Below are 26,173 nucleotides of genomic sequence, written 5' to 3'. Positions count from 1 at the left end.
TTACCCCGCCAATGTGCAGAGGACTTTCGGCGGTTAATACCCCTGTGATGATGTATCGAGCCTCTATCTTACGCGCCATGATTTGCTCCTGCTGCAACGACTGCTTGCTCCTGCTTTTTCTCTAGCTCCTCTAGCTCTCGCTTATGAGCACGAATGCAGGCATCAATGACAACTTGAACTGCTTCTGCCCAAAGCTCTTGCTTCAAATCTGATTCGCCCGTTTGGGTTAGAGTGAGTTCCTGAAGAGAGGGATAGTTGAGGCTGTTTTGATTCGGATCAGCATGACAAAGTGCAGTGCTAATCCATTGCCAAATCTGTGTCTCTTCATGGATCAGACGCTCGATCTTGCCCAGTCCATCTTTTGTTTTCTCCCATTTGTTAGAGCGTTTCTCTCGAATGTTTTCGATCCAGGACAAAACTGGCTCTTTTTGATTGAACTTCAGTTGAGAGAGGACTGAGCGCAAACCACCGAGCTGGCTCATGCTGGGATGGCTGGTAATTTTGCCCTGCTTGTTTTCAATCCAAATGCCCAGAATCTCTCTGCGGCGATCGCCCTCACTGGCTAAAAACAAAGCAGCCCTGCGAATGGCTTCGCGCCAAGCAGCTTTCTCGATCAAACGGGCGTAGTCAAAAACGTCAGAATTGCGGTTAGACGCACTAAGCAATGGCGGCGGTGTATCTAGCTCAGCTTCTTGAGATTCCGAGTCTTCCTCTGTTTTGCGGTTTGGTCTCTCATTATCAAATGGTTCGCTGAGCAATGGATGGTTAAAGCAAAGCTGTCCGTAGCCTTCGGCGGTTCGTTCGCCTATGCCCGATAGCTCAAGTTGTCTGAGGCGCTGGGGATCGAGCGTTCCAGTAACCTCAAAGACCATGCAGCTTCCTGCCGCAATGCCCACCAGAGAGGGACGAGGCAAATTCCACCACGTCTGCCAGGACTCGACCCGGTGCGATCGCAGCATGGCGGAAATTAACCCCTCACCAGGAGTAGAGAGTTCTAGCTGAATAGGTGATTCATCTCCCCCAGCGTTGAGCGTCTGCTGGTTAGCGCTGAGTGTCTGCTGGAGTGCTTGCCGAAAGTCTTCGACCGATGCCGTCGGCCGCAGCGACTCATTCCGCAGAAGCACGTCTGAAAGCAGCCACACCCAGAGTTTCTCTGTTTGTTCTGTTTGTTTTGAATCCTCCGTTGAGGTATCTGTTTTGCGTTCCGGTTGAATGATCTTTACAGTGATGTCAACGGCTCCATAGTCATCTTTTTTAGATTGTCCAATGCGGTGATGTCCCTGCAATTTCTCGTGCCAGTCAGCCTGTTTTTGACACAGTGCATCATAAACAGACTGTCGCATCCGTAGCTCAGCCCAGAAGCAGGTTCCAGGGGCGATCGCCTCATAGCTATAGACCCCGCCGACCTCGCTGGTGGGGCGCTGGCATCGGTCTTCAATCGTGTTGTGTGTGCCAACGAGCGTATCGACTGTTTTGTATTCGGGGAGCGTTTCCAAGCGCTTTGTGAACTCGATGTAGCCTTGGCGATAGCCCTTAAGCTGAGAGCCTTGCTCCGGTTCACAGAAACGGTTGTAGACTGTGCCCCCTTTGGACAGGCCGCCGCCCGATTTTTCATAAAACAGGCAAGCGGGAATCGGCTGTCCTGGCTGGTCGGCGATCGCAATCGTGGCATTTGTCACCAGCAGATCGCCCCGCGCCATTGGATCGCTCAGATCCACGCCGAGCGATCGCACCTGTTGCAGCACCAGCCGCAGCAAATTCGTGCCGGGAATGTAGTCCAGCGTTTCGACCACGTTGCCAATCGCGCGGGCGGGGATGACCAGAGGCGTTAGGGCTTCTAGGGCGATCGTGATTCGCTGCCACCCAGATTGATCACTGCGAATTTCCAGAGAATTCGTCTTTTCTGAAATATCTTCTGAGCCATCTGAGCTATCTTCTGAAGCTTCGGGAAGTTCAGGTGCATCTCGCGCCAGAATGTCCCACACCGCTTGCTGAATTCCAACCTCCTCAGGCCAATCAATCTTGAACTCACAGCGCCCTGCGCCGCGCCGCCGCTTGCCGCCGAGCCGTTCCACCACCGTTGCACCTGCTGCCAACAGAGTACAAGCTGCTTGCTGCTGTTCTGGATTCAACGCTGCCAGCAATTCACAATCTGCCGTCAGCACCGCACCAATTCGCGCCATTTCTTCAAAGCGCAGAAAATCTTCCTTCGCACATCCTCTGTCATCAATGCTGATTCCGGGTTTGATAAAGGTAAACGCACTTTGCAAGGCTTGATGTGCAGGATTGGAGGCTTTGGCCCGATGCTTCAGCAAATTTCTCAGGGATTTTGGCAAGTGGGCGGCTCGGATGGAAAGAGCGGCGGGCTGGGGCGCAGTTGAAAGTGCAGCGTTGGCGATCGCAGGCTGATCTCCAAATAAGAAATCGACCCACTGGTTCCAGGATGTGGATGCATCCTCAGAGAGCCCAGCGCTATCCAGCCCATCGGCAATGAGTTCGCAGGCATCTCGCCAAATGCCCGTAAGCGTTTTTGCAGGCAAGTAAGGTAAGCCGTCGGTGTCGCGCTGAATCAGCCGATCGATGTCGCCTCGTCTGCCAGCGCCAGCGCCCACATGCCAATCGCTCTGCATCGTAATGGTGAGTTGAAATTTCATTTACCCATCCTCCTGGTCAGCAGCGCGTTGAAAAGTTGGGTTCGCAGAGAGGTCAGCGGATAAGAAATCAGCCGCATCCAGCGCGTCCAGTAAGCCAGTCATTTTGAGTGAGTTTCCTGTGTCAGGATCGGTAACTATTGTGAATAAAGATCCCTGATCTCCTTCCAGCGCTTGAATGTCGAAAAGGGGGCGATCGCCCTTCTCGACAGCATCCTCATTTTGTACATCTGCGTGTGAATCAATATAGCGATCGCGAATCAGCCGATACTGGGCATCTGCCAGTTCTACACCTTGCGGCAGCGCATTCCGCAGACTGTGCATCTGGCTATTCGGCAGTTTGCGCCGCCCGTCTTCATCCTTTGCATTTAGCGCTTCAACTCGACGCACTAGGTGTTCCCATTGATGCGGCTCTGCCCATTGCGCCATCTCGTCTTTGACCAACAGATCTTTAACTGGAGTGACAATGTAAGGCGCGATGTAAAGCTGAGTATTGGATGTGGGTCTAAGGCGATCGCGGATCTGTTTTAAGTTCACGCCGCTTGTGTCATACAGCACATGGAAATCTAGCGCAGAGCAGGGATAGGGAACAGCTTTTGTTTCATTAGGCAACACATGGGTCAGCTTTCGCTTCACCGCTTTTGCCGATTGCATGAGGGATTCCGAAAGCTCGTAGGCAACCGAAAAGGGAAAATGGGGCTTGATAATCGCTACGCCTGCACAGGACGAGAGACGATTCACGCCCAGCGCTGCTTTAGCAATTTCAGGAAGAATACCGTCATAGTGCTGCTCATCAACTTTTTGCGTTTCGGCTTCAAACGCGAGAAGAAACTGCTGCGTAAACCGCAGCGCCGCTTTGCCATCGCAAATCACCGTCAGGTCGTCGCCGCCCAACACCAGCGGCACAATTGGCAACTTCTCAAGCCCCGTGCCAAATGATTGCAGTGCTATGATAAACGCCTGCTCAGTGCAAACATCCAGCGCCAGGGAAAAGCGGCGCAATGCGTCAACATAAGTGCGATTATTTTGGCTAATATCACCCGTCATCTTCCCCAGCTTAGTCAGGTGCGTGCCAAACTTGAGGAAAATTTCGCCCAGTCCGTTGCCATCGGCATGAATCACGGCTCGCCAGGAACCCTGTTTGCTTTGCTGTTCGTCCTCGTCGTCTAGGGCTTTAATGCTCTTCGCAAAGCTTTGAGGAATCTGATTTCGATCTAACAGTTCTTGAATGCGCTGAGTATTACTGTCGTAATTCTTGCGTTTTGCCACTGAGACGCGCGATCGCAGCACAGCCTTTCCCCCAGCCGCTTTCGGATCTACTTCGTTGGCAGGCAATCCGCTGGTGGCGCATTGATCGACCACGGGTAGCCGCAAAAAGCGGAGATGATGGGTGGGATTGTGCGATCGCGCTTCTGCAAATTTATGATGCACCTGCTCGTTTACATCCGATAGGTTATCCTGTTCCCAGTCAAATTCCTCAAACACACCAAAGATATCCAATCCGGGTGCTTCTTCTAGTGCCTTTAGCGTGACGGCTTGAATGATTTTTCTTGCTTTTTCCTGATCACGAGTGATGATCAGCGCTTTGCCAGAAGTCGCCAGAATGATTTCAGCATCAATGTCTAGCGTTGACTCCAGCGGCGGATTCCACTTTGGATCTATTAGCTTGTCTCGAATTTCATTTTCCCGGACTTCTGCTTCACCTTGTGAATTCTTATTCCAAACTCTCAAATGAGAATGACCACCGTTTTCAGCCACGGCATCTAGCACCCATTTTGTGCCAGCGCGAAAGGTCAGCTCTGATGCGCCCACGTTTTCACGCAGCTTGTTGGTCGAAAAGATATAGCCCTGGTTGCCAGACGTTTCCAGAAGGACAAGAAACATAGCGCTTGCTCAAAGATGAAAAAGATAGAAAACCGAACACTAGAATCTAAAGCATCACCCCAAACTGACGGCAGATGGCGCACCTGAGTTAGCTTGCCTTTTGCCGATCGCCCCGATGCGATCGCCCCCCATTCTGCATCCCCAACGTCACGCGGATCGGATCGAGAGAACCGATGACTCTGCCAGTTTTTGGATCAGTCCGGGCGGGGGTATATTGCAGCGGGCGAACCGTGTTGATGCAGGCCAGCACCGTACCCACAGAGGCGTGGGCCGTCATGCCCGTATAGTCTGCAATCACGTCTTGCTCAATCCAGCCCTTCGGCAGCCGCGTTAAATAGATTTGATTCACACAATTGCGAAATTGCAGCGGGTTGTAGATATCGTTCACCACAATCGGATCATCGACACATACACTCGGAAACTTGCGGCGCAAGTCCAGCGCCATTTCTAGCTTCTCTTTGGAACAAATCAGCCAGCAGCACTGTAGGGTTGGCAGATGAAAGCGGATGGCTGTTTCGCACGCTTCGGGCTGGCTCACCAGCAGAATCAGCCCCGGATACTTTTGGTCGAGCTTTTTTTGGCGCACTTCAAAGGGAATGTGGCTGGGCAATAGCGCAATCTGGCGGGAAATCAGCCACGACACGGCGGCGATCGCCCCCACCAAAATCAGCAGCGAAATCAGCGCAATGCGAACGAGCGCCACTGCATCATCACCCAGCCACGACTGGAGCAGGTCGTACACCGCACTGCCAAAGATTCCCAGGCAAACCGACCCCACAAAAAACGGCAAAATCGTCTCTGCATTAAACACAACCTTGATGGCTTGGGTGATGGCTTCAGTCAGCGTGTTTCGCATAGTTGTTTCGCAGAGTGCAGGGCAAACCTCAATGTCCAATGTCGATACCGGGTCTATACCTAACTGTTTTACACCCACTTGGAAGAGGGGTCTTCCAAGCCCGTTGAAGATAGGAACTGAAACCATGAACCAGACCAGTTGCCAAAGCTGAGCAGGTCGGTTCCCCCCTTTTTAAGGGGGGCTAGGGGGGATCGGGCTTATAGGCTCCAGGAGACTTTGAGCAGATCCCCCTAAATCCCCCTTAAAAAGGGGGACTTCCGGAGGGCGGCTCGGTTCCCCCCTTTTTAAGGGGGGCTAGGGGGGATCGGACTCAAGTGCATAAGCCTTAAATCTAATCGCTGGCTCTGGTTTTGCCTCGCAACCTTTAGCTTTTCTTTCCTTTCAGGAGATATCACCATGCTGGATCGGCCCACGCTGAATTGGCCCAAACTGGATTGGCAACGGTTTCTGTCGGCAGAAAACTTTGAGCAGACCTGGCTCAAGGTGCGGCGAAACCGGGGCTGTGCGGGGGTGGATGGCGAAACGGTTGAAGCCTTTGAGCAGGATGCCGATCGCAAGCTGGCCACGCTGCGCCGCCAAATCGAAACGGGCACCTACCAGCCGATGCCGCTGCGATCGCTCCACATTCCCAAGAAGCCCAAGCTAAAACCGGGGGAACCACCCAAAACCGAGTGGCGCGGGCTGGCCGTGCCCACGGTGCGCGATCGCATCGTGCAACAAGCCCTGCTCAACCTGCTGCATCCCATCCTCGAACCCCAGTTTGAAAACAGCAGCTTTGCCTATCGCCCCGGCCGCTCCTACAAAAGCGCCGTGCAGCAAATCGACCAGTGGCGACAACGGGGCTATGACTGGGTGCTGGATGCCGACGTGGTGAAATATTTTGACAATATTCAGCACGGTCGCCTGTTTGATGAGCTGCAAGAGCGGGTGCATGATCCGGCGATCGGGCACTTGGTGGAGCGGTGGATCGGCAGCGGCGTGTCTACCGCGTCGGGGCTGATCTTGCCGAATAAAGGCGTGCCCCAGGGCGCGGTGATTTCGCCCATTTTGGCCAATGTGTATTTCGATAATTTTGATGAAGCCATTGAGGCGGCCGGACTCAAGCTGGTGCGCTATGCCGATGATTTTGTCATTTTGGCTAAGTCCAAAGCGCGGATCGAAAAAGCCCACGACTTGGTAGAAGAGTTGCTCGACACGATGGGGCTGGAACTGCATCCCGACAAAACCCGCGTCACCCACTTCAACGACGGCTTCCGGTTTCTAGGACATACCTTCGTGCGATCGCTCATCGTGCCAGACCAGCCCAAAAGCAAGCGGCAGCGGCAGACGGAAGAAGCCGCGATCGCCCAAAAAGCCGCTGATCCAGCGCGCTCGCCGATTCTCCACTACAGCGACCCGCCGCCCCAGGCGACCCAAATGCAGCAGGCGCTTTTGGCAGCCGTCCAAACCTCAGAGCAGCCGATTCCGCCGCCGCTGTATGTCGTCATGGGCTATCGGGTGCGCGACGAAAAGCCGGTGCAAATCGAATCTAAAGAATGGACTTGGAGGAATGGCATGTCTACGCTGTATCTGGTTCGCCAAGGCACGATGCTCCGCAAAGACCACGGGCGCTTTGTCATCGAGGGCGGCCGGTTTGAAACCGAGGAAAACGAGAGCATCACAGCACAATCGCCCCCGTCCCAACCCCCAACCCCAAAATCCAAAACCCAAAATCCCCAATCTAAAACCACCGCGCCGCCGCCCATACTGGAAATTCCCATTAAAGAAGTCGGGCGCATTTTGGTGCTGGGCAATGTGCAAATTAGCACCAGCGCCCTGTCGGAATGTTTGGAGCATCAGATTCCCGTCGTGTTTATGAGCCGCGCCGGAGACTATAAAGGACACCTCTGGAGCAGCGAGTTTTGCGACCTGCCGACCGAGGCGGCCCAGTTTGGGCGGCGGCATGATCCTGGCTTTCAGGTCAAAATGGCGCAGCAAATCCTGCATGGCAAGCTGACCAACTCGCGCCATCTGCTGCTGCGGCTAAATCGCAAGCGCAAGGTAGACGGACTCCGCGCCAAAATTCATCGCATCGATCAGCACATCGCCGCCCTCCCCAAAACGGTCGATTTGGATGTCATGCGCGGGCATGAAGGCGCGTCGGCCCGGCTCTATTTCACCGCCTTGGGGCAGCTCATCACCAACCCCGGCTTTAGCCTGACAGAGCGCAACCGCCGCCCGCCCAAAGATCCCGTTAACAGCTTGCTCAGCTTTGGCTACACGCTGCTGTTTAACAACGTCCTCAGCCTCATCCTGGCCGAAGGGCTAAATCCCTACCTGGGCAATCTGCACCGCTCCGATCGCAAGGAGCCACACCTTGCGTTTGACCTGATGGAAGAATGGCGATCGCCCATTGTCGATAGCCTGGTAATGGTGCTGATTAACAAAAAAATTCTGCGCCCCACCGATTTCACCTTCCCCAACGCCGAAGGTGGAATTTATCTAAACCCCACCGCTCGCCGAGTCTTTCTCAAACATTTTGAGGAGCGCATTTCGGAAGAAATTGCCCATCCCGCAGTGCAGCAGCCTGTCTCCTATCGTCGAGCCATCCAGCTCCAGGTGCAGCAATACAAGCGCTGTCTGCAAAACTCCCAGCCCTACCTCCCTTTCATCCGAGCCACCTGATCTAAAACCCAGCTTTCAATTCCGGTCGTCAATCAAAAATCCAAAGTCGCCAATCCAAAATCAAAGGTCTGATCATGCTAGTCCTAGTGGTCTACGACATCCCCGACGACAAGCGCCGCCAAAAGCTGGCCACTTTTTTGGAAGGTCACGGACGGAGGGTGCAATACAGCGTATTTGAGTGCTTCATTTCCCTGGCAGACATGAAGAAGCTCCACGAAAAAGTCAAACGACAGGTCAAACCCGCTGAAGACAATGTGCGGTTCTACTGGATTGCCGCCGACAGCCTGCCCAAAGCCCTGACGATTGGCAGTTCTCCACCAGAACCGCCGCCCCGAGCCTACATCATCTAATACCTTCAGAGCCAATCTGCTTTAACTCAGGACGCTCCGACACAATCTAGGGCGATCGCCAGATGAGTCATTCATCAGCGATCGCTCTTTTTGCTGCTTTCTTTTTTCTTTATCCTCTAGCGCTTGACTTTTAGAAACCAATCCGGGTTAATGGAGTTCAAGAGGGCATCGTCCAATCTCCACCGATCCTTGAAAGCCGCATAACTTCGTTGACCAGCGTCGATGCCTTATTCAGTGGGCATCTCAGGCGCTAAAAATTCAGGGTCTTAAGAGAGAAAAGTCGTTTTTGAACCCCAAAAATGACCACCGTCGATTTCCGCTCACGAGCCATTGCTGGGAGCAGGTTTCAGACGGCACTCTTTCACCACCACTTCCCCGCAAGGGGACTGAAACGTTGTCGAGGAACCTGCAAACGGATCAAGCACTAGATCACCAGGATCTTTCACCACCACTTCCCCGCAAGGGGACTGAAACATTTACTTCCAAATATAAATCTAGAGAAGTTATTTGCACCTTTCACCACCACTTCCCCGCAAGGGGACTGAAACGTCATATACCAGAGTATGTATTTTCGCTTCTGTGAGTCTTTCACCACCACTTCCCCGCAAGGGGACTGAAACTCTACATCTGTTAGATCAGTGATGTTACCTAGTATATTCTTTCACCACCACTTCCCCGCAAGGGGACTGAAACGTACGTTCGCGTCGTAGTTGCGCCGTACTGCCCGCAACCTTTCACCACCACTTCCCCGCAAGGGGACTGAAACACGTTCAAGTTCTTAGAGCACTTCAATCTCTTGGAATCAACTTTCACCACCACTTCCCCGCAAGGGGACTGAAACGGTCGATGGCGCTGTAGCGCCCAATCACCTCTCTTTCACCACCACTTCCCCGCAAGGGGACTGAAACTACATTACCTACGACTTTGCGTTTTTACTACGCAGGACTAGGACTTTCACCACCACTTCCCCGCAAGGGGACTGAAACTATTGGGTATTGCTTCATAGTTATTTAATTGGTGTGCTTTCACCACCACTTCCCCGCAAGGGGACTGAAACGCTCCACCGTCTTCCGTTGGCGACAGTACTGGGGACGGCAAGCTTTCACCACCACTTCCCCGCAAGGGGACTGAAACAATCGTCTTCGGTTTAGGCGATCGCCTTTTCTTGCTCGTCTCTTTCACCACCACTTCCCCGCAAGGGGACTGAAACTAAACTCTGCTGTCAATTATTTTTAATGAACTAAAGCCTCCCACTTTCACCACCACTTCCCCGCAAGGGGACTGAAACCTCTTATAGAAAGCCAATCACCTCTTCTAAAAAAGTTCTTTCACCACCACTTCCCCGCAAGGGGACTGAAACTTATCTAACTGCCTCTAGCCTTATCTAGAGCTTCGGGCTTTCACCACCACTTCCCCGCAAGGGGACTGAAACCCGTTGTGGGCGAAAACGAATATATTGTCCAGTCGGTAATCTTTCACCACCACTTCCCCGCAAGGGGACTGAAACGCCGTATTTTATCTAAAATAGATAACTTTGCTTACATGACTTTCACCACCACTTCCCCGCAAGGGGACTGAAACATTCAGACGACGAGACCAGTGGTAGCGACGCGCTTATTTCGTCTTTCACCACCACTTCCCCGCAAGGGGACTGAAACATCTGCCGCCGGAAGCCTTCAAGCCTAGCGATGCGATCGCCCTCTTTCACCACCACTTCCCCGCAAGGGGACTGAAACCACCACTCGTAGGCGTAGTCTACAGATAATGACTCAGTTGTCTCTTTCACCACCACTTCCCCGCAAGGGGACTGAAACTCGTTTTCTCGCCTGGACGATGTGGGGGGATGCGCTTTCACCACCACTTCCCCGCAAGGGGACTGAAACTTAACTCAAGTTGCTAACTTATAGTCGGATCAGAAAGGAGTACTTTCACCACCACTTCCCCGCAAGGGGACTGAAACAGCTTTATCTAGAGCTTCGGGTAGCCCTCCGTCACATTTCTTTCACCACCACTTCCCCGCAAGGGGACTGAAACTTTCTTCCATCGTCAGCAGCTTCTGTGCCGAGTCAGGATTGCTTTCACCACCACTTCCCCGCAAGGGGACTGAAACATTTTTCCTCTAAACTTTTTCTTTTTTGGTATTACTTGAGCTTTCACCACCACTTCCCCGCAAGGGGACTGAAACAAACCATAGAAGAGCAAGGGTTTACTTACATAAAAAGAACTTTCACCACCACTTCCCCGCAAGGGGACTGAAACCATCCGAGTCATCTAACTCCTCATCGTCGTCTAAAACTTTCACCACCACTTCCCCGCAAGGGGACTGAAACTTCATTTTCTAATCTAGTAATTTTATTTTGTTGCTTTCACCACCACTTCCCCGCAAGGGGACTGAAACGGACTAGAGTCTCTAGCTGAGACTGTGACTTAAGCCCTTTCACCACCACTTCCCCGCAAGGGGACTGAAACATTGTCTCAAGAGTTCCAGCAGAAGAGACTGCTTGGCTTTCACCACCACTTCCCCGCAAGGGGACTGAAACATAGCAGTCCCATCCGTAACGGAGGCTTCTACCGTCAACATAGTTGCTTTCACCACCACTTCCCCGCAAGGGGACTGAAACTAGTTTTCGGCTTCGGCTTCGGTAAGCCAGTCTTCGATAATCTTTCACCACCACTTCCCCGCAAGGGGACTGAAACTTTCCCCAAACTCGTTTTTCTGCACGAGTAAAAAGCCGGCTTTCACCACCACTTCCCCGCAAGGGGACTGAAACGCCCACGGCTCAGCCCCTACCACCGCTTCAGGCTCCCGCAGAGCTTTCACCACCACTTCCCCGCAAGGGGACTGAAACACTAGACATTTTACTGTAAAAATAAGATAGTATGCTTTCACCACCACTTCCCCGCAAGGGGACTGAAACGTAAGGGTTCAATTCCAGGAACGTTTGACAGGAGCAATCTCTTTCACCACCACTTCCCCGCAAGGGGACTGAAACGAGTATAAAGTAAATGGCAAGAAGTTAACTTCAACTTTCACCACCACTTCCCCGCAAGGGGACTGAAACTTTAAATTTCATAAATTTAGCCGATGTCTCTTTGAATAACTTTCACCACCACTTCCCCGCAAGGGGACTGAAACCGCTCAAGTCGAAGCGCTCGAAGGCTTTGAGGTTGGCAAGCAGTGTTGATATGTCTTTCACCACCACTTCCCCGCAAGGGGACTGAAACAGCAGGAATAGTCCATTGAATAGAAGCCTCTTGTGCATTACTTTCACCACCACTTCCCCGCAAGGGGACTGAAACAGTTGTAATTATCTAACTCTAACTGGTACTGGTCTTTCACCACCACTTCCCCGCAAGGGGACTGAAACCCTTGAAGTCGAAAGGTCACGCTTGAAGTCACAGGAAACTTTCACCACCACTTCCCCGCAAGGGGACTGAAACCCGAACTCGTTTTTTTCTACGAGTAAAAAACCGGCCAAACTTTCACCACCACTTCCCCGCAAGGGGACTGAAACCCTTTTTTGTGCGGTAGTCTTTTGACTGTGATTTTGAGTCTTCTTTCACCACCACTTCCCCGCAAGGGGACTGAAACTGTAGTTAAAGCATTTCCTGCACTAGGTATTAAACTTTCACCACCACTTCCCCGCAAGGGGACTGAAACCCTTTCACGTTACTCTCCTGGACAATAGAGTGTGCTTTCACCACCACTTCCCCGCAAGGGGACTGAAACTGCAAGCGGAAGAAATATACTACCTGCACCCACTGTTCTTTCACCACCACTTCCCCGCAAGGGGACTGAAACGCCGGAAGCAAACAAAAGTAGTTTTGAAAAAGTAAGCTTTCACCACCACTTCCCCGCAAGGGGACTGAAACGTCTCAGTGCTTGCCAAGTTCCATCCGCGCAGCCCCAGTACGTTGCTTTCACCACCACTTCCCCGCAAGGGGACTGAAACTTTTTTATCTCGATAAGTAGCTGCTTGATTAGGGACTTTCACCACCACTTCCCCGCAAGGGGACTGAAACTATATATAACTAGTTAGTTCTACTAGTTAGTTCTCTACTTTCACCACCACTTCCCCGCAAGGGGACTGAAACCCTATTGAGGAAACGAAAAAGGTAGAGTCTTCTTTCACCACCACTTCCCCGCAAGGGGACTGAAACAAGATCAAAAGTGATTCCGGAGAATTAAACCATCTTTCACCACCACTTCCCCGCAAGGGGACTGAAACTTCTTCAAGTACTTCAAACTGACTCCAGTCAATTTCTTTCCTTTCACCACCACTTCCCCGCAAGGGGACTGAAACCTGCTGATTTGGTTGGCACAGCCGGGCGGGCGGCGGGATCCTTTCACCACCACTTCCCCGCAAGGGGACTGAAACACGAAACAGGTTGCCCCAATCGCCGCGCCGCCTCTTTGGCGACTCTTTCACCACCACTTCCCCGCAAGGGGACTGAAACTTGGCCACCGACATTCCTTCACAGATCAACACTTTCACCACCACTTCCCCGCAAGGGGACTGAAACCCGGTCGGCAGCTGGGCAATGGTTAACTCTGCATCCCTGAATTCGCTTTCACCACCACTTCCCCGCAAGGGGACTGAAACTTTAATAGCCCGCATTGGAATTGCGTTTAATTTTATCTTTCACCACCACTTCCCCGCAAGGGGACTGAAACTAGATGTGTATAAAGAAATTACAAACTCCTTGTCTGCTTTCACCACCACTTCCCCGCAAGGGGACTGAAACAAAATTGGCTTATAGGCGCTCAGCATCCACTCACGGCGCAGGAATCTTTCACCACCACTTCCCCGCAAGGGGACTGAAACAGAGAATTACAGTGAGATTCCCAACTCCCCCTTCGACATCTTTCACCACCACTTCCCCGCAAGGGGACTGAAACCTACCAGTAGTCTGGTGTTGCGAAATAAATTCGACTTTCACCACCACTTCCCCGCAAGGGGACTGAAACTCGCTGCGCTGCGATCGCCTCTCGCAATCGCCGCCACTGTCTTTCACCACCACTTCCCCGCAAGGGGACTGAAACTGGCAATGGCAGACATGATCGCCGAGGCGGGCAAACTAGGTGCTTTCACCACCACTTCCCCGCAAGGGGACTGAAACTCTTCTCTCGCCTTGCGCCGCTCCCAGATGGTTTTCTTCTTTCACCACCACTTCCCCGCAAGGGGACTGAAACCTAGGATCTACTTCAAGTATGTCTCTATAGCTCATAATTAAAACTTTCACCACCACTTCCCCGCAAGGGGACTGAAACAGTCCGCAACGAATTCAGCGCGATCGCCATAGTCTTTGCTCTTTCACCACCACTTCCCCGCAAGGGGACTGAAACTTCGCCACCACGTCCGTTCTTGGCGCGCCGATTAAAGGACTTTCACCACCACTTCCCCGCAAGGGGACTGAAACGTAGGGGATTCGCGCCCTGGACTTGCCGGCGAACCTTTCACCACCACTTCCCCGCAAGGGGACTGAAACCGCTCCAGTACATTCTTTTGCTTATTCTACTGGTTATACAAACAGCAACTTTCACCACCACTTCCCCGCAAGGGGACTGAAACCTGTCGGATTTCCAGGATAAATAATTGTTACCGAGTTTTCTTTCACCACCACTTCCCCGCAAGGGGACTGAAACTCTCTACCGGAAAACGCTGAGGTTGTTCTTCAGAACTTTCACCACCACTTCCCCGCAAGGGGACTGAAACGTCGATTCAGCCGACCCATTCGCCCCAAGCATTTGTTCTTTCACCACCACTTCCCCGCAAGGGGACTGAAACGCTGAGCAGATTCGCCAACGCCCCGAAAAGCTAAACTTTCACCACCACTTCCCCGCAAGGGGACTGAAACCGGACTTGCCACCACATCTTGCGAACTCCGTAACCTCTTGCGTCAGGACTTTCACCACCACTTCCCCGCAAGGGGACTGAAACAAAAACTTTTCCGGCGACATGGTGGCAGACATCAACACCACCTTTCACCACCACTTCCCCGCAAGGGGACTGAAACTTTTTAGTTCGATGTGCTTGATCGGTCTTCGTCTTGCTCTTTCACCACCACTTCCCCGCAAGGGGACTGAAACTCCCTTCTAGCCCCTCACAGCTTGAAGCTGTGAGGGACTTTCACCACCACTTCCCCGCAAGGGGACTGAAACAGAGAAACCGTGTTGCCCGAATAAGGCGTGTAGTACAACACCGTGGCATTGCTTTCACCACCACTTCCCCGCAAGGGGACTGAAACTTCAAACGTGCCCTGAGCAGTTTGAGAACCCACGGACAACTTTCACCACCACTTCCCCGCAAGGGGACTGAAACCATCGGCGGCGAAGAACTTTTTGGAGAGACGTGCTGCTTTCACCACCACTTCCCCGCAAGGGGACTGAAACGGTCGCACGCCCTCGCATTTTGCAATGTGAGTGTACCAGAACTTTCACCACCACTTCCCCGCAAGGGGACTGAAACACCCCCTTAATTTTAAATTCAGGCATAACATTGTGAGAGTTTTCTTTCACCACCACTTCCCCGCAAGGGGACTGAAACGCGCCAGCAATGGGACAGCCAAGCGGCGGCGTTTGGCTTTCACCACCACTTCCCCGCAAGGGGACTGAAACGCAGAAGCTGCTACAGCGAGAAGGAAAACCCAAGCAACTTTCACCACCACTTCCCCGCAAGGGGACTGAAACCCGTTTGAGCGAAGATCGCGTTAACGATCGAGACGTTCAGCTTTCACCACCACTTCCCCGCAAGGGGACTGAAACTCTTGCAGCGAGTTTCCCAGTTCGCGCACGGCGTCTTTCACCACCACTTCCCCGCAAGGGGACTGAAACCTGCTGAGGAGTAACTGTGATGTCACCCACGTTAGCATCGGCTTTCACCACCACTTCCCCGCAAGGGGACTGAAACGAAGTCATGAAAGTTCTCCAAATAGTTGATCCAACTTTCACCACCACTTCCCCGCAAGGGGACTGAAACACGCTCTGGGGGGTTGAATCGGTTGATGTTCCGACTTTCACCACCACTTCCCCGCAAGGGGACTGAAACTTGGTAGATGAGCGACTCTAGCTCGTCGGGGTAGTCGGCTTTCACCACCACTTCCCCGCAAGGGGACTGAAACAAAACCGTAAGGCGGCAAAAGCCCTTATGGATCAACTTTCACCACCACTTCCCCGCAAGGGGACTGAAACTACGACGCAGACGGCGACGTGTGGGATAACGCCAGACTCCCGGCTGCTTTCACCACCACTTCCCCGCAAGGGGACTGAAACGGCGGGATATCAGACTGGTTTGCGTTTGACCCGCACGTCCAGCTTTCACCACCACTTCCCCGCAAGGGGACTGAAACATCGCGGCCCGGTTTGGCGGCACCGATGAGATCCGAGATTTAACTTTCACCACCACTTCCCCGCAAGGGGACTGAAACGCTAACCATTGAGGGGCTGATGGCAGACCTGCCCATGCACTTTCACCACCACTTCCCCGCAAGGGGACTGAAACAACTTGTTCAGGTCTGCCGTATTGCGTGATTACTTTCAAGCTTTCACCACCACTTCCCCGCAAGGGGACTGAAACATGCGTGACACCGATTTGGTGCCGTCAGCGATCTCAAGGATCACCTTTCACCACCACTTCCCCGCAAGGGGACTGAAACCCGCCACCCTGAGGCCGTATCTTATGCTGTCGGGGTCTTTCACCACCACTTCCCCGCAAGGGGACTGAAACCCCCCGATGGCAGCAACACGTCATAGCGCCCCGACAACACTTTCACCACCACTTCCCCGCAAGGGGACTGAAACACAACGCGCCCATAGCCCCAGCTGCGCTCAATCGGCGTGCGTCTTTCACCACCACTTCCCCGCAAGGGGACTGAAACGGGCTGGACATCGAAACGGTGGGGCTAATAACCTGTTGCCGACTGGCCTTTCACCACCACTTCCCCGCAAGGGGACGGAAAGCTTTGGGAAAGAACGAAAAACGAAAAACGAAAAAGGAAACTGGATTTGCCCAGAATCGCCTCGCTCTTCGTTCTTCCCTCTTCGTTCTTCCCTCTTCGTTCTTTGTTCTTCCCTCTTCGTTCTTCGTTCTTCCCTCTTCGTTCTTCGTTTTTCCCTTCTCCCCCACCACTTCCCCGCAAGGGGACGGAAAGCTTTGGGAAAGAACGAAAAACGAAAAACGAAAAAGGAAACTGGATTTGCCCAGAATCGCCTCGCTCTTCGTTCTTCCCTCTTCGTTCTTCCCTCTTCGTTCTTTGTTCTTCCCTCTTCGTTCTTCGTTCTTCCCTCTTCGTTCTTCGTTTTTCCCTTCTCCCCCACCACTTCCCCGCAAGGGGACGGAAAGCTTTGGGAAAGAACGAAAAACGAAAAACGAAAAAGGAAACTGGATTTGCCCAGAATCGCCTCGCTCTTCGTTCTTCCCTCTTCGTTCTTCCCTCTTCGTTCTTTGTTCTTCCCTCTTCGTTCTTCGTTCTTCCCTCTTCGTTCTTCGTTTTTCCCTTCTCCCCCACCACTTCCCCGCAAGGGGACGGAAAGCTTTGGGAAAGAACGAAAAACGAAAAACGAAAAAGGAAACTGGATTTGCCCAGAATCGCCTCGCTCTTCCTTCTTCCCTCTTCCTTCTTCCCTCTTCGTTCTTCGCTCTTCGTTCTTCGCTCTTCGTTCTTCCTTTTTCCTCCTTCCCTCTTCCCTTGGGCACTTTAAACAGGTAAGTGCCTCTCCCTACCGCCATGCCCGAATTTCCCAAAGAAGACCTGCGACAGCGCACGAAAGCCTTTGCCATGCGGATTATCAAGGTGTATACCGCTTTGCCCAAAAGCACCGAAGCTCAGGTTTTGGGTAAACAGCTACTCCGCAGCGGAACCTCTGTCGGTGCCCACTATCGAGAAGCAGTTCGCTCTAGGTCAAAATCTGAGTACATCAGCAAAGTAGGCGTTGGGCTACAAGAACTCGAAGAAGCAATCTACTGGCTAGAGTTATTGACCGACGCTGGGCTGGTTGCTCCCCAAAAAATCAGCAGCCTGATGAACGAGGCAAGTGAACTCATCGCAATCTTTGTAACCCTCTCTAACCGGGCGAAACGATGAAAAGAGAAGAAGGAAAAAGGAAGAACGAAAAATGAAAAATGAAAAACGAAAAGGAAAACCGGATCTCGCCTAGAATCCCTTCGCTCTTCGTTCTTCCCTCTTCGTTCTTTCCTCTTCGTTCTTCCCTCTTCGTTCTTCCCTCTTCGTTCTTCGTTCTTCCCTCTTCCTATTGGGTATATATGTTGATATTTACATTACAAGCCCCCAGTGGATTGACGCAAAACGGCATACTGTAGCGCACTCGAAAAACACCTTCTGCACCGGCGGGAACATTGAAGAAAATGGTTTCGTTTCCAAATCGACGACCCCGAGCAAATTGCCGACCTGTGGGGTCGTAGAGTTCTACATCCACATCGCCAAGTGCGGAGCTTACTTCGAGGATGTAGCTTCCTGGTCTATTAATTGTTAATGTTGCCCAATTGGCCTCTCCAGCATAAAGGGGGCGTACTGGCTCTGCTTTCGCCGCGAGCGGATTCAGCCCTTCCATGAGCGCGATCGCTAGGCACATCAGGGAAACTCGACTGACCAAGCGTTGATAGTTCATAGTGGTGTTCCTATTTTTTGAAAGTACCGAATCGGGAGTTAAGCGTTTGCAGTGAGCAGGACTGGTTTAGCGCAACGGAATCAGTCAACTAAGGCGCGGTCAGTGGAACTGGTTTGGCGCAACAGCATCAGAAAACTAAGACATAGAGGGCTGGGGCTTTTTCGATTGGGGCATCCTGTAGGTGGAGCATTGAACGCAACTGACCACAGAATAGATCCCTGCTGGAAAGCTCCCTTTCCAATCAATGGGGCGATCGCCCAATCCCCAGTACCCAATCCGCAGCACCCAATCCCCAGCACCCAATCCCCAATCCCCAATTCCCACTACCAAATCCCCGTGGGGGATTAAAATGAAACGCAAACACTGCTGAGTTTCCCTGGCATCTATGCCCCGCCCTCGCGCCACGGTTCAAAAAACCCCTGCTGCGGCAAACTGGCCCGCAGACACGCAATTGGTCGGCCTGACGCTCCAGCTTCAGCCCTATGCCGACAGCACGCTCTATCCGCAATACACTATTGGGCTTCATGCCTGGTTGCTCGACCAGGTGCGCCAGATGAATCCGGAGTTATCTGCCTATCTGCACGATGGCGAGTCCGAAAAACCCTTTACAATTTCTGCGCTGCAAGGCGTGGAAATTGCCCCCGGCGGCAGCCCAAGGCTCAGGGGCGATCGCCCTTATACCTGGACGATTACTGCCCTCTCGCAACCCGTCGTCACCTGGCTCACAGACTGGCTGCGGCAGCCTCCCCAAACCATCGACCTGCGGGGCGCACCGCTCAGAATACTCGACTGGGGACTGACCAATTCCGTCCATCCGCCCACTACTTATGAGCAGTTGTTTGACGTGGCGATTCCGCCCAATCCGGCGATCGCCCTCTCTTTCCTCTCGCCCACCAGCTTTCGCCGCCACAAACATCACTTTCCACTGCCTGTGCCCGTTAACTTATTCCACAGCTACTTGCGCCGCTGGAATGATTTTTCAGAGGTTGAGTATGACCAGGAAGATTTTCTGGACTGGATCGATCGATCAGTAATCATCACCCGCCATCACTTGCAGTCTGTCAAAACAGTCGCAGGCAAGCGCGGCTCGGTGACGGGATTTACCGGAGCGATTGAGATAAGCTTAAGTAAGACAGCGCTAGAAGACTCCGAATATGTGCAGTTGTTTATGGCGCTGGGCCGCCTCGCTCCCTATTGCGGCACTGGGCACAAAACGACCTTTGGGCTGGGGCAAACCCGCTTGGGCTGGTCGTCTGCCGAAACCGAAGCCCCCCAGTCTACCCTGCAAGACCTGCTGGCTCAGCGAATTGCCGCCCTTACTGAGCATTTCCTGACGCAACGTAAGCGCACTGGAGGAGAACGAGCAATGGCGATCGCCGAAACTTGGGCCACCATCCTGGCCCGGCGCGAACTGGGCGAATCGCTGCAAGACATTGCCGAAGACTTGGGACTGCGCTACGAAACTGCCAAAACCTACGCCAAACTGGCCCGAAAAGCCGCAGAAGCACTGCCCTAATACTTCGCTTTGAAGCACTCTAAGACAAATCGCCTTAGACCGGATTCTCCAAGTCGGCTTGCTGCAAAATCTCACGCACCCACGCTTCATCTTCGGGGCGCAACGCGGGTTTTGGGGGTTGGGTATAGTCAATTGCTAGGTCAAAGCGGGCACGTCGATATACGTCATTCAGGATGCGTTGCAGATTGACCACGGGTTCTGGGTCATGAACGAGCAGCGGAATAGGAATTGCAGGAATTGGGTCTTGCAACTCGAAAGCGTAAAGATCGGCGATGGGGCGATGGCTTGCTCGACTGATCAGAATGCGGTACAGCGAGTCTGCTGCACCCAGAATGGGCATTGGCTCTCCCTCTCGCAACAAGTCAATCTCGACTAAGCTAGTGCTGGAGCCTAAGATTTTCTGGCGCTTGCTAATGTAGGCCGCTCGTCCATCCTTATTCCGTTTATTTTTGGGAGACAAAATCTCAATCACACAGACAACCTCTCCGGTTTGGGTAGAGCGCACTTCCAAGAATCGCTCGACCACCTCTTGTGGCACAGGAACCTGAACTGGAATCGGAGTTTTTTTGCTGGCAGGGGCGATTTGGCTGGATGGCTCGATATCCCCCGCAGAGCGGCGAGTCAAAGCGACATCAGCAATGCCCACCAAGCCAACTGATAAGGAGTCGTCAATGCTCTGGTAAACTCGCTCTTCGATGGCGACCCGGTAGCGAGGCGCAACTTGGGGTGTGAGATCATCTGCGATCGCCACAATCAAGCGATTATGAACCTGATGCCAAAGTTGGGGATGTTCCAGATAAGGATTCATTCCGGGAAATGGATTATCCACAACGCTCTCTCCGTTCTTCTGAATCAATTCAAAACCAGGCAGATCCCAGATTTATCGTCTTAATTCATCGTCTTGTAGGTCATGCTTCATAAGCAACGCTTTGCAAGAAGCCGATTGTGATTGGAGTGGGGAAACTTTGAGGGGGCTGTCGCCCAAAGCAGAAGACTTGTCCGGAGATCTACGTTAAGATTCTTTAAGAGCTTTCTCAGAAGGCTTGCTAGCGTCATTCTAGACGGTGTTCCACGATATCTCACGGTGTCCCTATGTCAGCAAGTTCCTGGTGGTCTGGTCTGTTTGCCTCGGCTAAACCTGCGATCGCCCTCGAAAGCGCCTCGCCTGCTCAGGGGGCCAGGGTCGAGCTACTGGATCTTTGCAAAGAATTTCAGGAAGGCGACGTGACGCGGAAGGTGCTGAATGGCATCAATTTGCAGTTTGACCCCGGAGAATTTGTCGTGCTGCTGGGGCACAGCGGCAGCGGCAAGAGTACGCTGCTGAACCTGATTAGCGGCATCGATCAGCCGTCTGGGGGCACGATTCGCATCAATGATTTGGCCATTACGGAACTGGACGAGAAATCGCGCACCCTGTTTCGGCGCGATCGCATCGGATTCGTCTTCCAGTTTTTCAACCTAATTCCGACGCTAACGGTGCTGGAAAATGTCACCCTGCCGCAGGAGTTGGCGGGCCAGTCTCCGGCGGTGGCGCGTCAGTCGGCGCTCCAGCTTTTGCAGCAGGTGGGGCTGGGCGATCGCCTAGAGACTTATCCAGATAAGTTATCCGGCGGGCAGCAGCAGCGAGTGGCGATCGCCCGCGCCCTGGCCCACGATCCGCAGGTCATTTTGGCGGATGAGCCGACGGGCAACCTGGACGAGGAGACGGGGCAGCAGGTGTTGGAGTTATTGCTCAGTCTCACCCGCACGAAGGGCAAAACCCTAATCATGGCGACCCATAACCCCGACATTGCCCGATACGCCGACCGCGTGTTGCGGGTTCAAGACGGGCATCTGATTCCCGTGATCGTGCATCCCGATCTCGCCGAGGAAGTGGTGGCATGACGAGTAGCGGCATGGCGAGTAGCGGCATCACGAGTAGCGACATGACGGCTAATGGCATGACGAGTAGTGGCATGACGGCAGGGGTGTCCAACGCCCCCCTCTGGCGCTTGGCGTGGCAGCGGATTCGGCAGCGCCCGTTGCAATATCTCCTCTGCATTTTGGGGATTGCCCTCGGCGTTGCCATGATGGTGTCGATTGATCTGGCGAACGGTTCGGCACAGCGGGCCTTTGCCCTGTCTACTGACGCAATTACCGGCCGCGCCACCCACCGCATCGAGGCGATCGCCCCCACGGGCATTCCCGAAACGGTGTATGCTGATCTGCACCGCGCCGCCCCCCGCATTCCCCTCGCGCCCGTGGTGGAGGGCTACGTGCTGGCGGATGAACTGGGCGCTCAGCCGATGCGCCTGGTGGGGGTAGACGTGCTGGCAGAATCGCCCTTTCGCAACTACTTTGGGGCGGAGGGCGAAAGCCTGGACGCGGCTTCGGTGCAGTTGCTCACCAATCCCCAGGCGATTGTGCTGTCCCAGGATGTCGCCCAGCAGTACGGGGTGGCACTGGGGGATACGCTGCATCTGGACATCGCCGGCCAGCATCGAGAGGTCACCGCTGTTGCCCTTGTCCAGTCCGATGATTCCCTCAACCGCCGTGCCCTCAGCACGCTGCTGTTTGCCGACATTGCCACGGCGCAGGAACTTTTGGGACAGACGGGGCGGCTGAGCTATATCGATGCGATCGCCCCCTCTCCTGCTGAAATCGACGCAATTCAAGCCGCCCTGCCTGCTGGCCTGAAGCTGGAAACGGCAGAAGCTCAGAAAAACGCCGTGCAGCAAATGACGGCCGCCTTTGAACTCAATCTTACGGCCCTCAGCCTGCTGGCGCTGGTGGTGGGCATGTTTTTGATTTACAACACCGTCACCTTCAGCGTGGTGCAGCGCCGTCCCCTATTCGGCATTTTGCGCTGCATTGGTGCGACGCGGGGACAGCTCTTTGCCCTGATTTTGGGCGAAGCGGCGCTGTTTAGCGTCATCGGCTCTCTGCTTGGCGTGGGGCTAGGCATTGTGCTGGGCCGCAGCATTGTGGGGCTAATCACCCAGACGATTAATGATTTTTACTTTGTCGTATCGGTGCAGCAGGTCACCCTATCGAACGCCACCATCGCCAAGGGTCTGGTGATTGGCGTTGCGGCGGCGCTGTTTGCCTCTGCGTTGCCCGCGCTGGAGGCGATGAACACCACGCCGACGCTCACGTTGCAGCGATCGACCCTGGAGGGCAAGGTGCAAAAGCTGCTGCCCATGCTGACCCTGGGCTGGGTTGGGTTTTCCCTTGCTGGCGTGGCCCTGCTGCGGTGGTCGTCGGGGGGGCTGGTGGCCGCCTTTGCCGGACTCTTTGCCGTGTTGCTGGGGGCTGCGCTGCTGGTGCCGCCTGCGATCGCCCTGCTGATGCGGGGACTAGCGCCAGCGGGCTACCGTCTGTTTGGCGTGGTGGGGCGACTGGCTCCACGGGATATTTTGCGATCGCTCAGCCGAACCTCCGTGGCGATCGCCGCCCTGATGGTGTCGGTGTCGGTGATTGTCGGCGTATCGGTGATGATTGGCTCGTTCCGGGGGACGGTGGTGGAATGGCTGGATCAGACGCTCCAGGCAGATATCTACGTGTCGCCACCCACGACTACAGCCAATCGCGTGCTAGGGAAGCTCGATCCTCAGGTCGTGGAGTCGCTGAGGCAGTGGGACGGGCTGCGTTTTGCCGTCAGCTACAACGATGCCGATGTGCGCGTGGTGGACTTTGACCGCAATGCAAAGCTGATCTCCGCCGATGGGGACGTATCTCAGGGCAAGCGGCCCTACGCCTGGATTCGTCCGGGGCTGGAACCCGACCCCTGGATGGCGCTGAGTGCGGGCGAGGGCGCGATTATTTCCGAAGCGCTGATCCGTCGAGAAAACCTGCCCGCGCCGCCGGAGACGATCACGCTGGAAACGCCAGTGGGCGATCGCCCGTTTCCCGTCCTGGCGGTATTCTACGACTATTCCTCCGATCGCGGCACGATTATCCTGGATGACGACGTGTACCGGAACCTGTGGCAGGACGACCGCATCGCGTCGCTGGGGCTATTCACCCAGCCCGGTGTCGATGTGGAAGCGATGGTGCAGGATATTCGATCGCACTTCCAGGGGCGGCAGGATTTGCTGGTGCAGTCGAACCGCAGCCTGCGGCAGGGATCGCTGGAGATTTTTGACCGCACTTTTGCCATTACCAGCGCCCTGCAACTGCTGTCGGTGGTGGTGGCCTTTATTGGCGTTCTCAGCACGCTCATGAGCCTGCAACTGGAGCGGACGCGGGAATTGGGCATCCTCCGCGCCACCGGCATGACCCCCAGCCAGTTGGGCCGGCTGACGCTGCTGGAAACGGGGCTGATGGGGACGCTGGCGGGCGTGTTTGCGATGCCGCTGGGCTTTGTCCTCGCCTGGATTTTGATTTATGTGATTAACGTGCGTTCCTTTGGCTGGACGCTACAAATGGCGCTGGAAGCCCGCTATTTCTGGCAGGCGTGGCTGGTGGCGATCGCCGCTGCGTTGCTGGCGGGTCTGTATCCGGCGCTGCGGCTGGGGCGGATGAATATTGCGGCGGCGCTGAGACAGGAGTGATTTTGGATTTTGGATTTTGGTTAGGGCCTACGCAGGGGTTGTCGGGGAGGGTTCAGTAGGTCGTTCGGATGAGGATGCGGCGTGGGGTTCGGAAGAATGGGTAGGGGAGAGGTGAAATGCGATCGCGCTTGATTCGACTTTGCGTACTGCTGGGGTTCTGCGGCGTGTTCCTAGTTACGTTCCTGAGCATATTCCTGGGTGTATTCCTGGGGGCTGCGGATTCGGCGATCGCCGCCAATGCCGTCACCTGGCAACCGCTACCCGCAGCCAGTGGAGAATACCGCAAGGCGATCGCCCTTCGAGATTGGCACTTTCCCGAAGACTTTGGCCCGCACAATGACTACCAAACGGAATGGTGGTACTACACGGGCAACCTGGAAACCGAGGAGGGGCGACCGTTTGGCTTTCAGTTGACCTTTTTCCGGCAGGCGATTTCGCCAACGGCGGCAACGGTGGCAGCAGCCTCTACGCCATCCCGCTGGCGCACAAATCAAATTTATTCCGCCCATTTCACCGTCAGCGATATTGCGGGCAGCGGCTTTTATGTAGACGAGCGATTTAGCCGCAACGCCATTGGGCTGGCGGGAGCCGAGGCCCTGCCCTACCGCGTCTGGCTGAACGATTGGTCGGCTACGGAACTGGAGCCGGGCCGCGTGCGGCTTCAGGCCCAGTCCGAGGGGGTCGCCATCGACCTCACGGTTCAGCAAACTCGTCCGCCCGTGTTGCAGGGCGATCGCGGCCTGAGCGTCAAGGGATTGGAGCCAGGGAATGCGTCCTACTACTATTCTCTGGTGCAGCAGCCTACCAGCGGAACCGTCACGATTCAGGGCCAATCCTTTTCGGTACAGGGCAAAACCTGGAAGGATCACGAGTTCTCCACCAGCGCGTTGACCGCAGGCACGGTCGGCTGGGACTGGTTCTCGATTCAATTGGAGGACGGAGCAGCCCTGATGCTCTACCAGTTGCGCCATGAAGACGGTACGCCCGAAATCACGTCGGCGGGTACGTTTATCTCGGCCTCCGGCGAGACGACCCATCTGAATCACGACGACTGGACAATCCGCGTCCTCAAAACCTGGACAAGCCCCCGCAGCAAAGCGGTTTATCCTGCCCAGTGGCAAATTCGCATTCCCCGACTGGATCTGGTGCTAGAAGGGCGATCGCGCCTCGCCGACCAAGAACTCAACACCTCCACAGCCACCTATTGGGAAGGGGCAACTGCCTTTGAGGGCACGCGGCAAGACCAGCCGATTCGGGGAGAGGGCTATGTAGAATTAACGGGTTACGCCACCCGCCTAGATTCTCTCCTGTCGGAAAGCACGCCATAACACGCCATAGCACGCCATAGCACGCCATCAGCATCCATACGAATACGAACAGCGGCTTCATGACTGAGCAGCACGCCCGTTGAGGCTGCGGGTTTACCGTAACGTTTTGTATGCACTCTAACCGTTTGAAAGGAATTCACTGTACACTCTTCCCTAAGTCAAACTCATGACGAGTATGACTTGATAACGTGTTGAAAGTTGTTTGAAAGTTGTTTGAAAGTTGTTAGAACTTACGCAGTTGGATCAATTGGACAATTTCTCACGGGCGCAGCCCACGAAAAATTCTCCAAAACTCAAAGAGCGTATCGCAAGTGCGTAAGTCCTGGCTGTTAAAAGTTGTTGAAAGTCGTTGAAAGTCAGTCATTGAAAGTCATTGAGCGACTGGGCACAACTATTCATGCTTGGCAGATTGGGCAGACCCAGGCGGAGGTGTGAGGACGAGTAACTGTTCCAAGGCGACCTCTTTACTCATCTAAGAGGCCGTCTTTACTCATCAATCTCGCAGTCAGGAAGCGTTTAATTGACTTCGAGTTTAGATATTGACCGCAATGTGCAACTTTGTCGATTTCCCTCACCCTAAATCTCTCTCCCAGGGCGGGAGAGGGACTTCAAGCCTCTCTTGCTCCTCTTCTCCCAACCCTAAATCTCTCTCCCAGGGCGGGAGAGGGACTTCAAGCCTCTCTTGCTCCCCTTCTCCCGACTTAGGAGAAGGGGTTGGGGGATGAGGGCAGATTGAAAGTTGCACATCCCGTATGTATTGAACC

13 protein-coding genes and 1 CRISPR repeat array are annotated in these 26,173 nt (G+C 54.1%); of the genes, 8 read left to right on the top strand and 5 right to left on the bottom strand.

What is annotated here, in order from left to right:
* Positions 1-68: 68 nt before the first annotated feature.
* The 3 genes from HPC62_RS15325 to HPC62_RS15315 all read right to left on the bottom strand — a co-directional run bounded on the left by HPC62_RS15325 (position 69) and on the right by HPC62_RS15315 (position 5,391).
* A complete protein-coding gene (locus HPC62_RS15325) occupies positions 69-2,654 on the bottom strand; it encodes an RAMP superfamily CRISPR-associated protein (RefSeq protein ID WP_172357062.1) in 2,586 nt (861 codons plus the stop codon).
* The gene (locus tag HPC62_RS15320; protein ID WP_172357060.1) at positions 2,655-4,535 is read right to left on the bottom strand and encodes a hypothetical protein; all 1,881 of its coding nucleotides are present in this window, start codon (positions 4,533-4,535) and stop codon (positions 2,655-2,657) included. It lies immediately after the preceding gene.
* Positions 4,536-4,623: 88 nt separating this feature from the next.
* Positions 4,624-5,391, bottom strand: coding sequence for a CRISPR-associated protein (locus HPC62_RS15315; protein WP_172357058.1), 768 nt, complete (start codon positions 5,389-5,391; stop codon positions 4,624-4,626).
* Between the two features lie 396 nt (positions 5,392-5,787).
* On the opposite strand from HPC62_RS15315, the gene cas1 reads away from it, so the two are divergent.
* The 4 genes from cas1 (at position 5,788) to HPC62_RS15295 (ending at position 17,489) form a co-directional block, all read left to right on the top strand.
* Complete coding sequence (cas1, locus tag HPC62_RS15310) at positions 5,788-8,055, top strand: CRISPR-associated endonuclease Cas1 (RefSeq protein WP_172357056.1); 2,268 nt, start codon at positions 5,788-5,790, stop codon at positions 8,053-8,055.
* Between the two features lie 74 nt (positions 8,056-8,129).
* Positions 8,130-8,405: a CRISPR-associated endonuclease Cas2 gene (cas2, locus tag HPC62_RS15305; protein WP_172357054.1), complete on the top strand. Its 276-nt coding sequence runs from the start codon at positions 8,130-8,132 to the stop codon at positions 8,403-8,405.
* A gap of 358 nt (positions 8,406-8,763) precedes the next feature.
* Positions 8,764-16,365: direct repeats of the CRISPR family, unit length 35 nt; unit sequence CTTTCACCACCACTTCCCCGCAAGGGGACTGAAAC.
* 2 nt (positions 16,366-16,367) lie between these two features.
* On the top strand, positions 16,368-17,114 hold the full coding sequence (locus tag HPC62_RS15300; RefSeq protein ID WP_172353195.1) for a hypothetical protein: 747 nt from the start codon (positions 16,368-16,370) through the stop codon (positions 17,112-17,114).
* A gap of 18 nt (positions 17,115-17,132) precedes the next feature.
* Entirely contained in the window at positions 17,133-17,489 is a 357-nt protein-coding gene (locus HPC62_RS15295; protein ID WP_172357052.1) for a four helix bundle protein, read from the top strand.
* A 166-nt stretch (positions 17,490-17,655) separates the two neighbouring features.
* Here HPC62_RS15295 and HPC62_RS15290 read toward each other — a convergent pair whose 3' ends face one another.
* On the bottom strand, positions 17,656-18,033 hold the full coding sequence (locus HPC62_RS15290; protein ID WP_172357050.1) for a hypothetical protein: 378 nt from the start codon (positions 18,031-18,033) through the stop codon (positions 17,656-17,658).
* Between the two features lie 385 nt (positions 18,034-18,418).
* Here HPC62_RS15290 and cas6 point away from each other — a divergent pair, with 385 nt between their 5' ends.
* The gene (gene cas6 / locus HPC62_RS15285; protein WP_172357048.1) at positions 18,419-19,549 is read left to right on the top strand and encodes a CRISPR-associated endoribonuclease Cas6; all 1,131 of its coding nucleotides are present in this window, start codon (positions 18,419-18,421) and stop codon (positions 19,547-19,549) included.
* Positions 19,550-19,583: 34 nt separating this feature from the next.
* On the opposite strand, the gene HPC62_RS15280 is transcribed toward cas6, so the two are convergent.
* Positions 19,584-20,378 carry a DUF4058 family protein gene (locus HPC62_RS15280; protein ID WP_172357046.1) on the bottom strand — a complete coding sequence of 265 codons (795 nt, stop codon included), beginning with the start codon at positions 20,376-20,378 and terminating at the stop codon, positions 19,584-19,586.
* 263 nt (positions 20,379-20,641) lie between these two features.
* On the opposite strand from HPC62_RS15280, the gene HPC62_RS15275 reads away from it, so the two are divergent.
* The 3 genes from HPC62_RS15275 to HPC62_RS15265 all read left to right on the top strand — a co-directional run bounded on the left by HPC62_RS15275 (position 20,642) and on the right by HPC62_RS15265 (position 25,409).
* On the top strand, positions 20,642-21,433 hold the full coding sequence (locus tag HPC62_RS15275; RefSeq protein ID WP_172357044.1) for an ABC transporter ATP-binding protein: 792 nt from the start codon (positions 20,642-20,644) through the stop codon (positions 21,431-21,433).
* A gap of 71 nt (positions 21,434-21,504) precedes the next feature.
* Positions 21,505-24,081: an ABC transporter permease gene (locus HPC62_RS15270; RefSeq protein WP_172358985.1), complete on the top strand. Its 2,577-nt coding sequence runs from the start codon at positions 21,505-21,507 to the stop codon at positions 24,079-24,081.
* Between the two features lie 116 nt (positions 24,082-24,197).
* Positions 24,198-25,409 (top strand): lipocalin-like domain-containing protein, encoded by a 1,212-nt coding sequence (locus tag HPC62_RS15265; RefSeq protein ID WP_172357042.1) that lies wholly within the window; start codon positions 24,198-24,200, stop codon positions 25,407-25,409.
* Positions 25,410-26,173: the final 764 nt, after the last annotated feature.

The organism is Thermoleptolyngbya sichuanensis A183, from assembly GCF_013177315.1.
Lineage (GTDB): Bacteria > Cyanobacteriota > Cyanobacteriia > Elainellales > Elainellaceae > Thermoleptolyngbya > Thermoleptolyngbya sichuanensis.
This window is presented reverse-complemented; position numbering and strand designations above follow the sequence as displayed.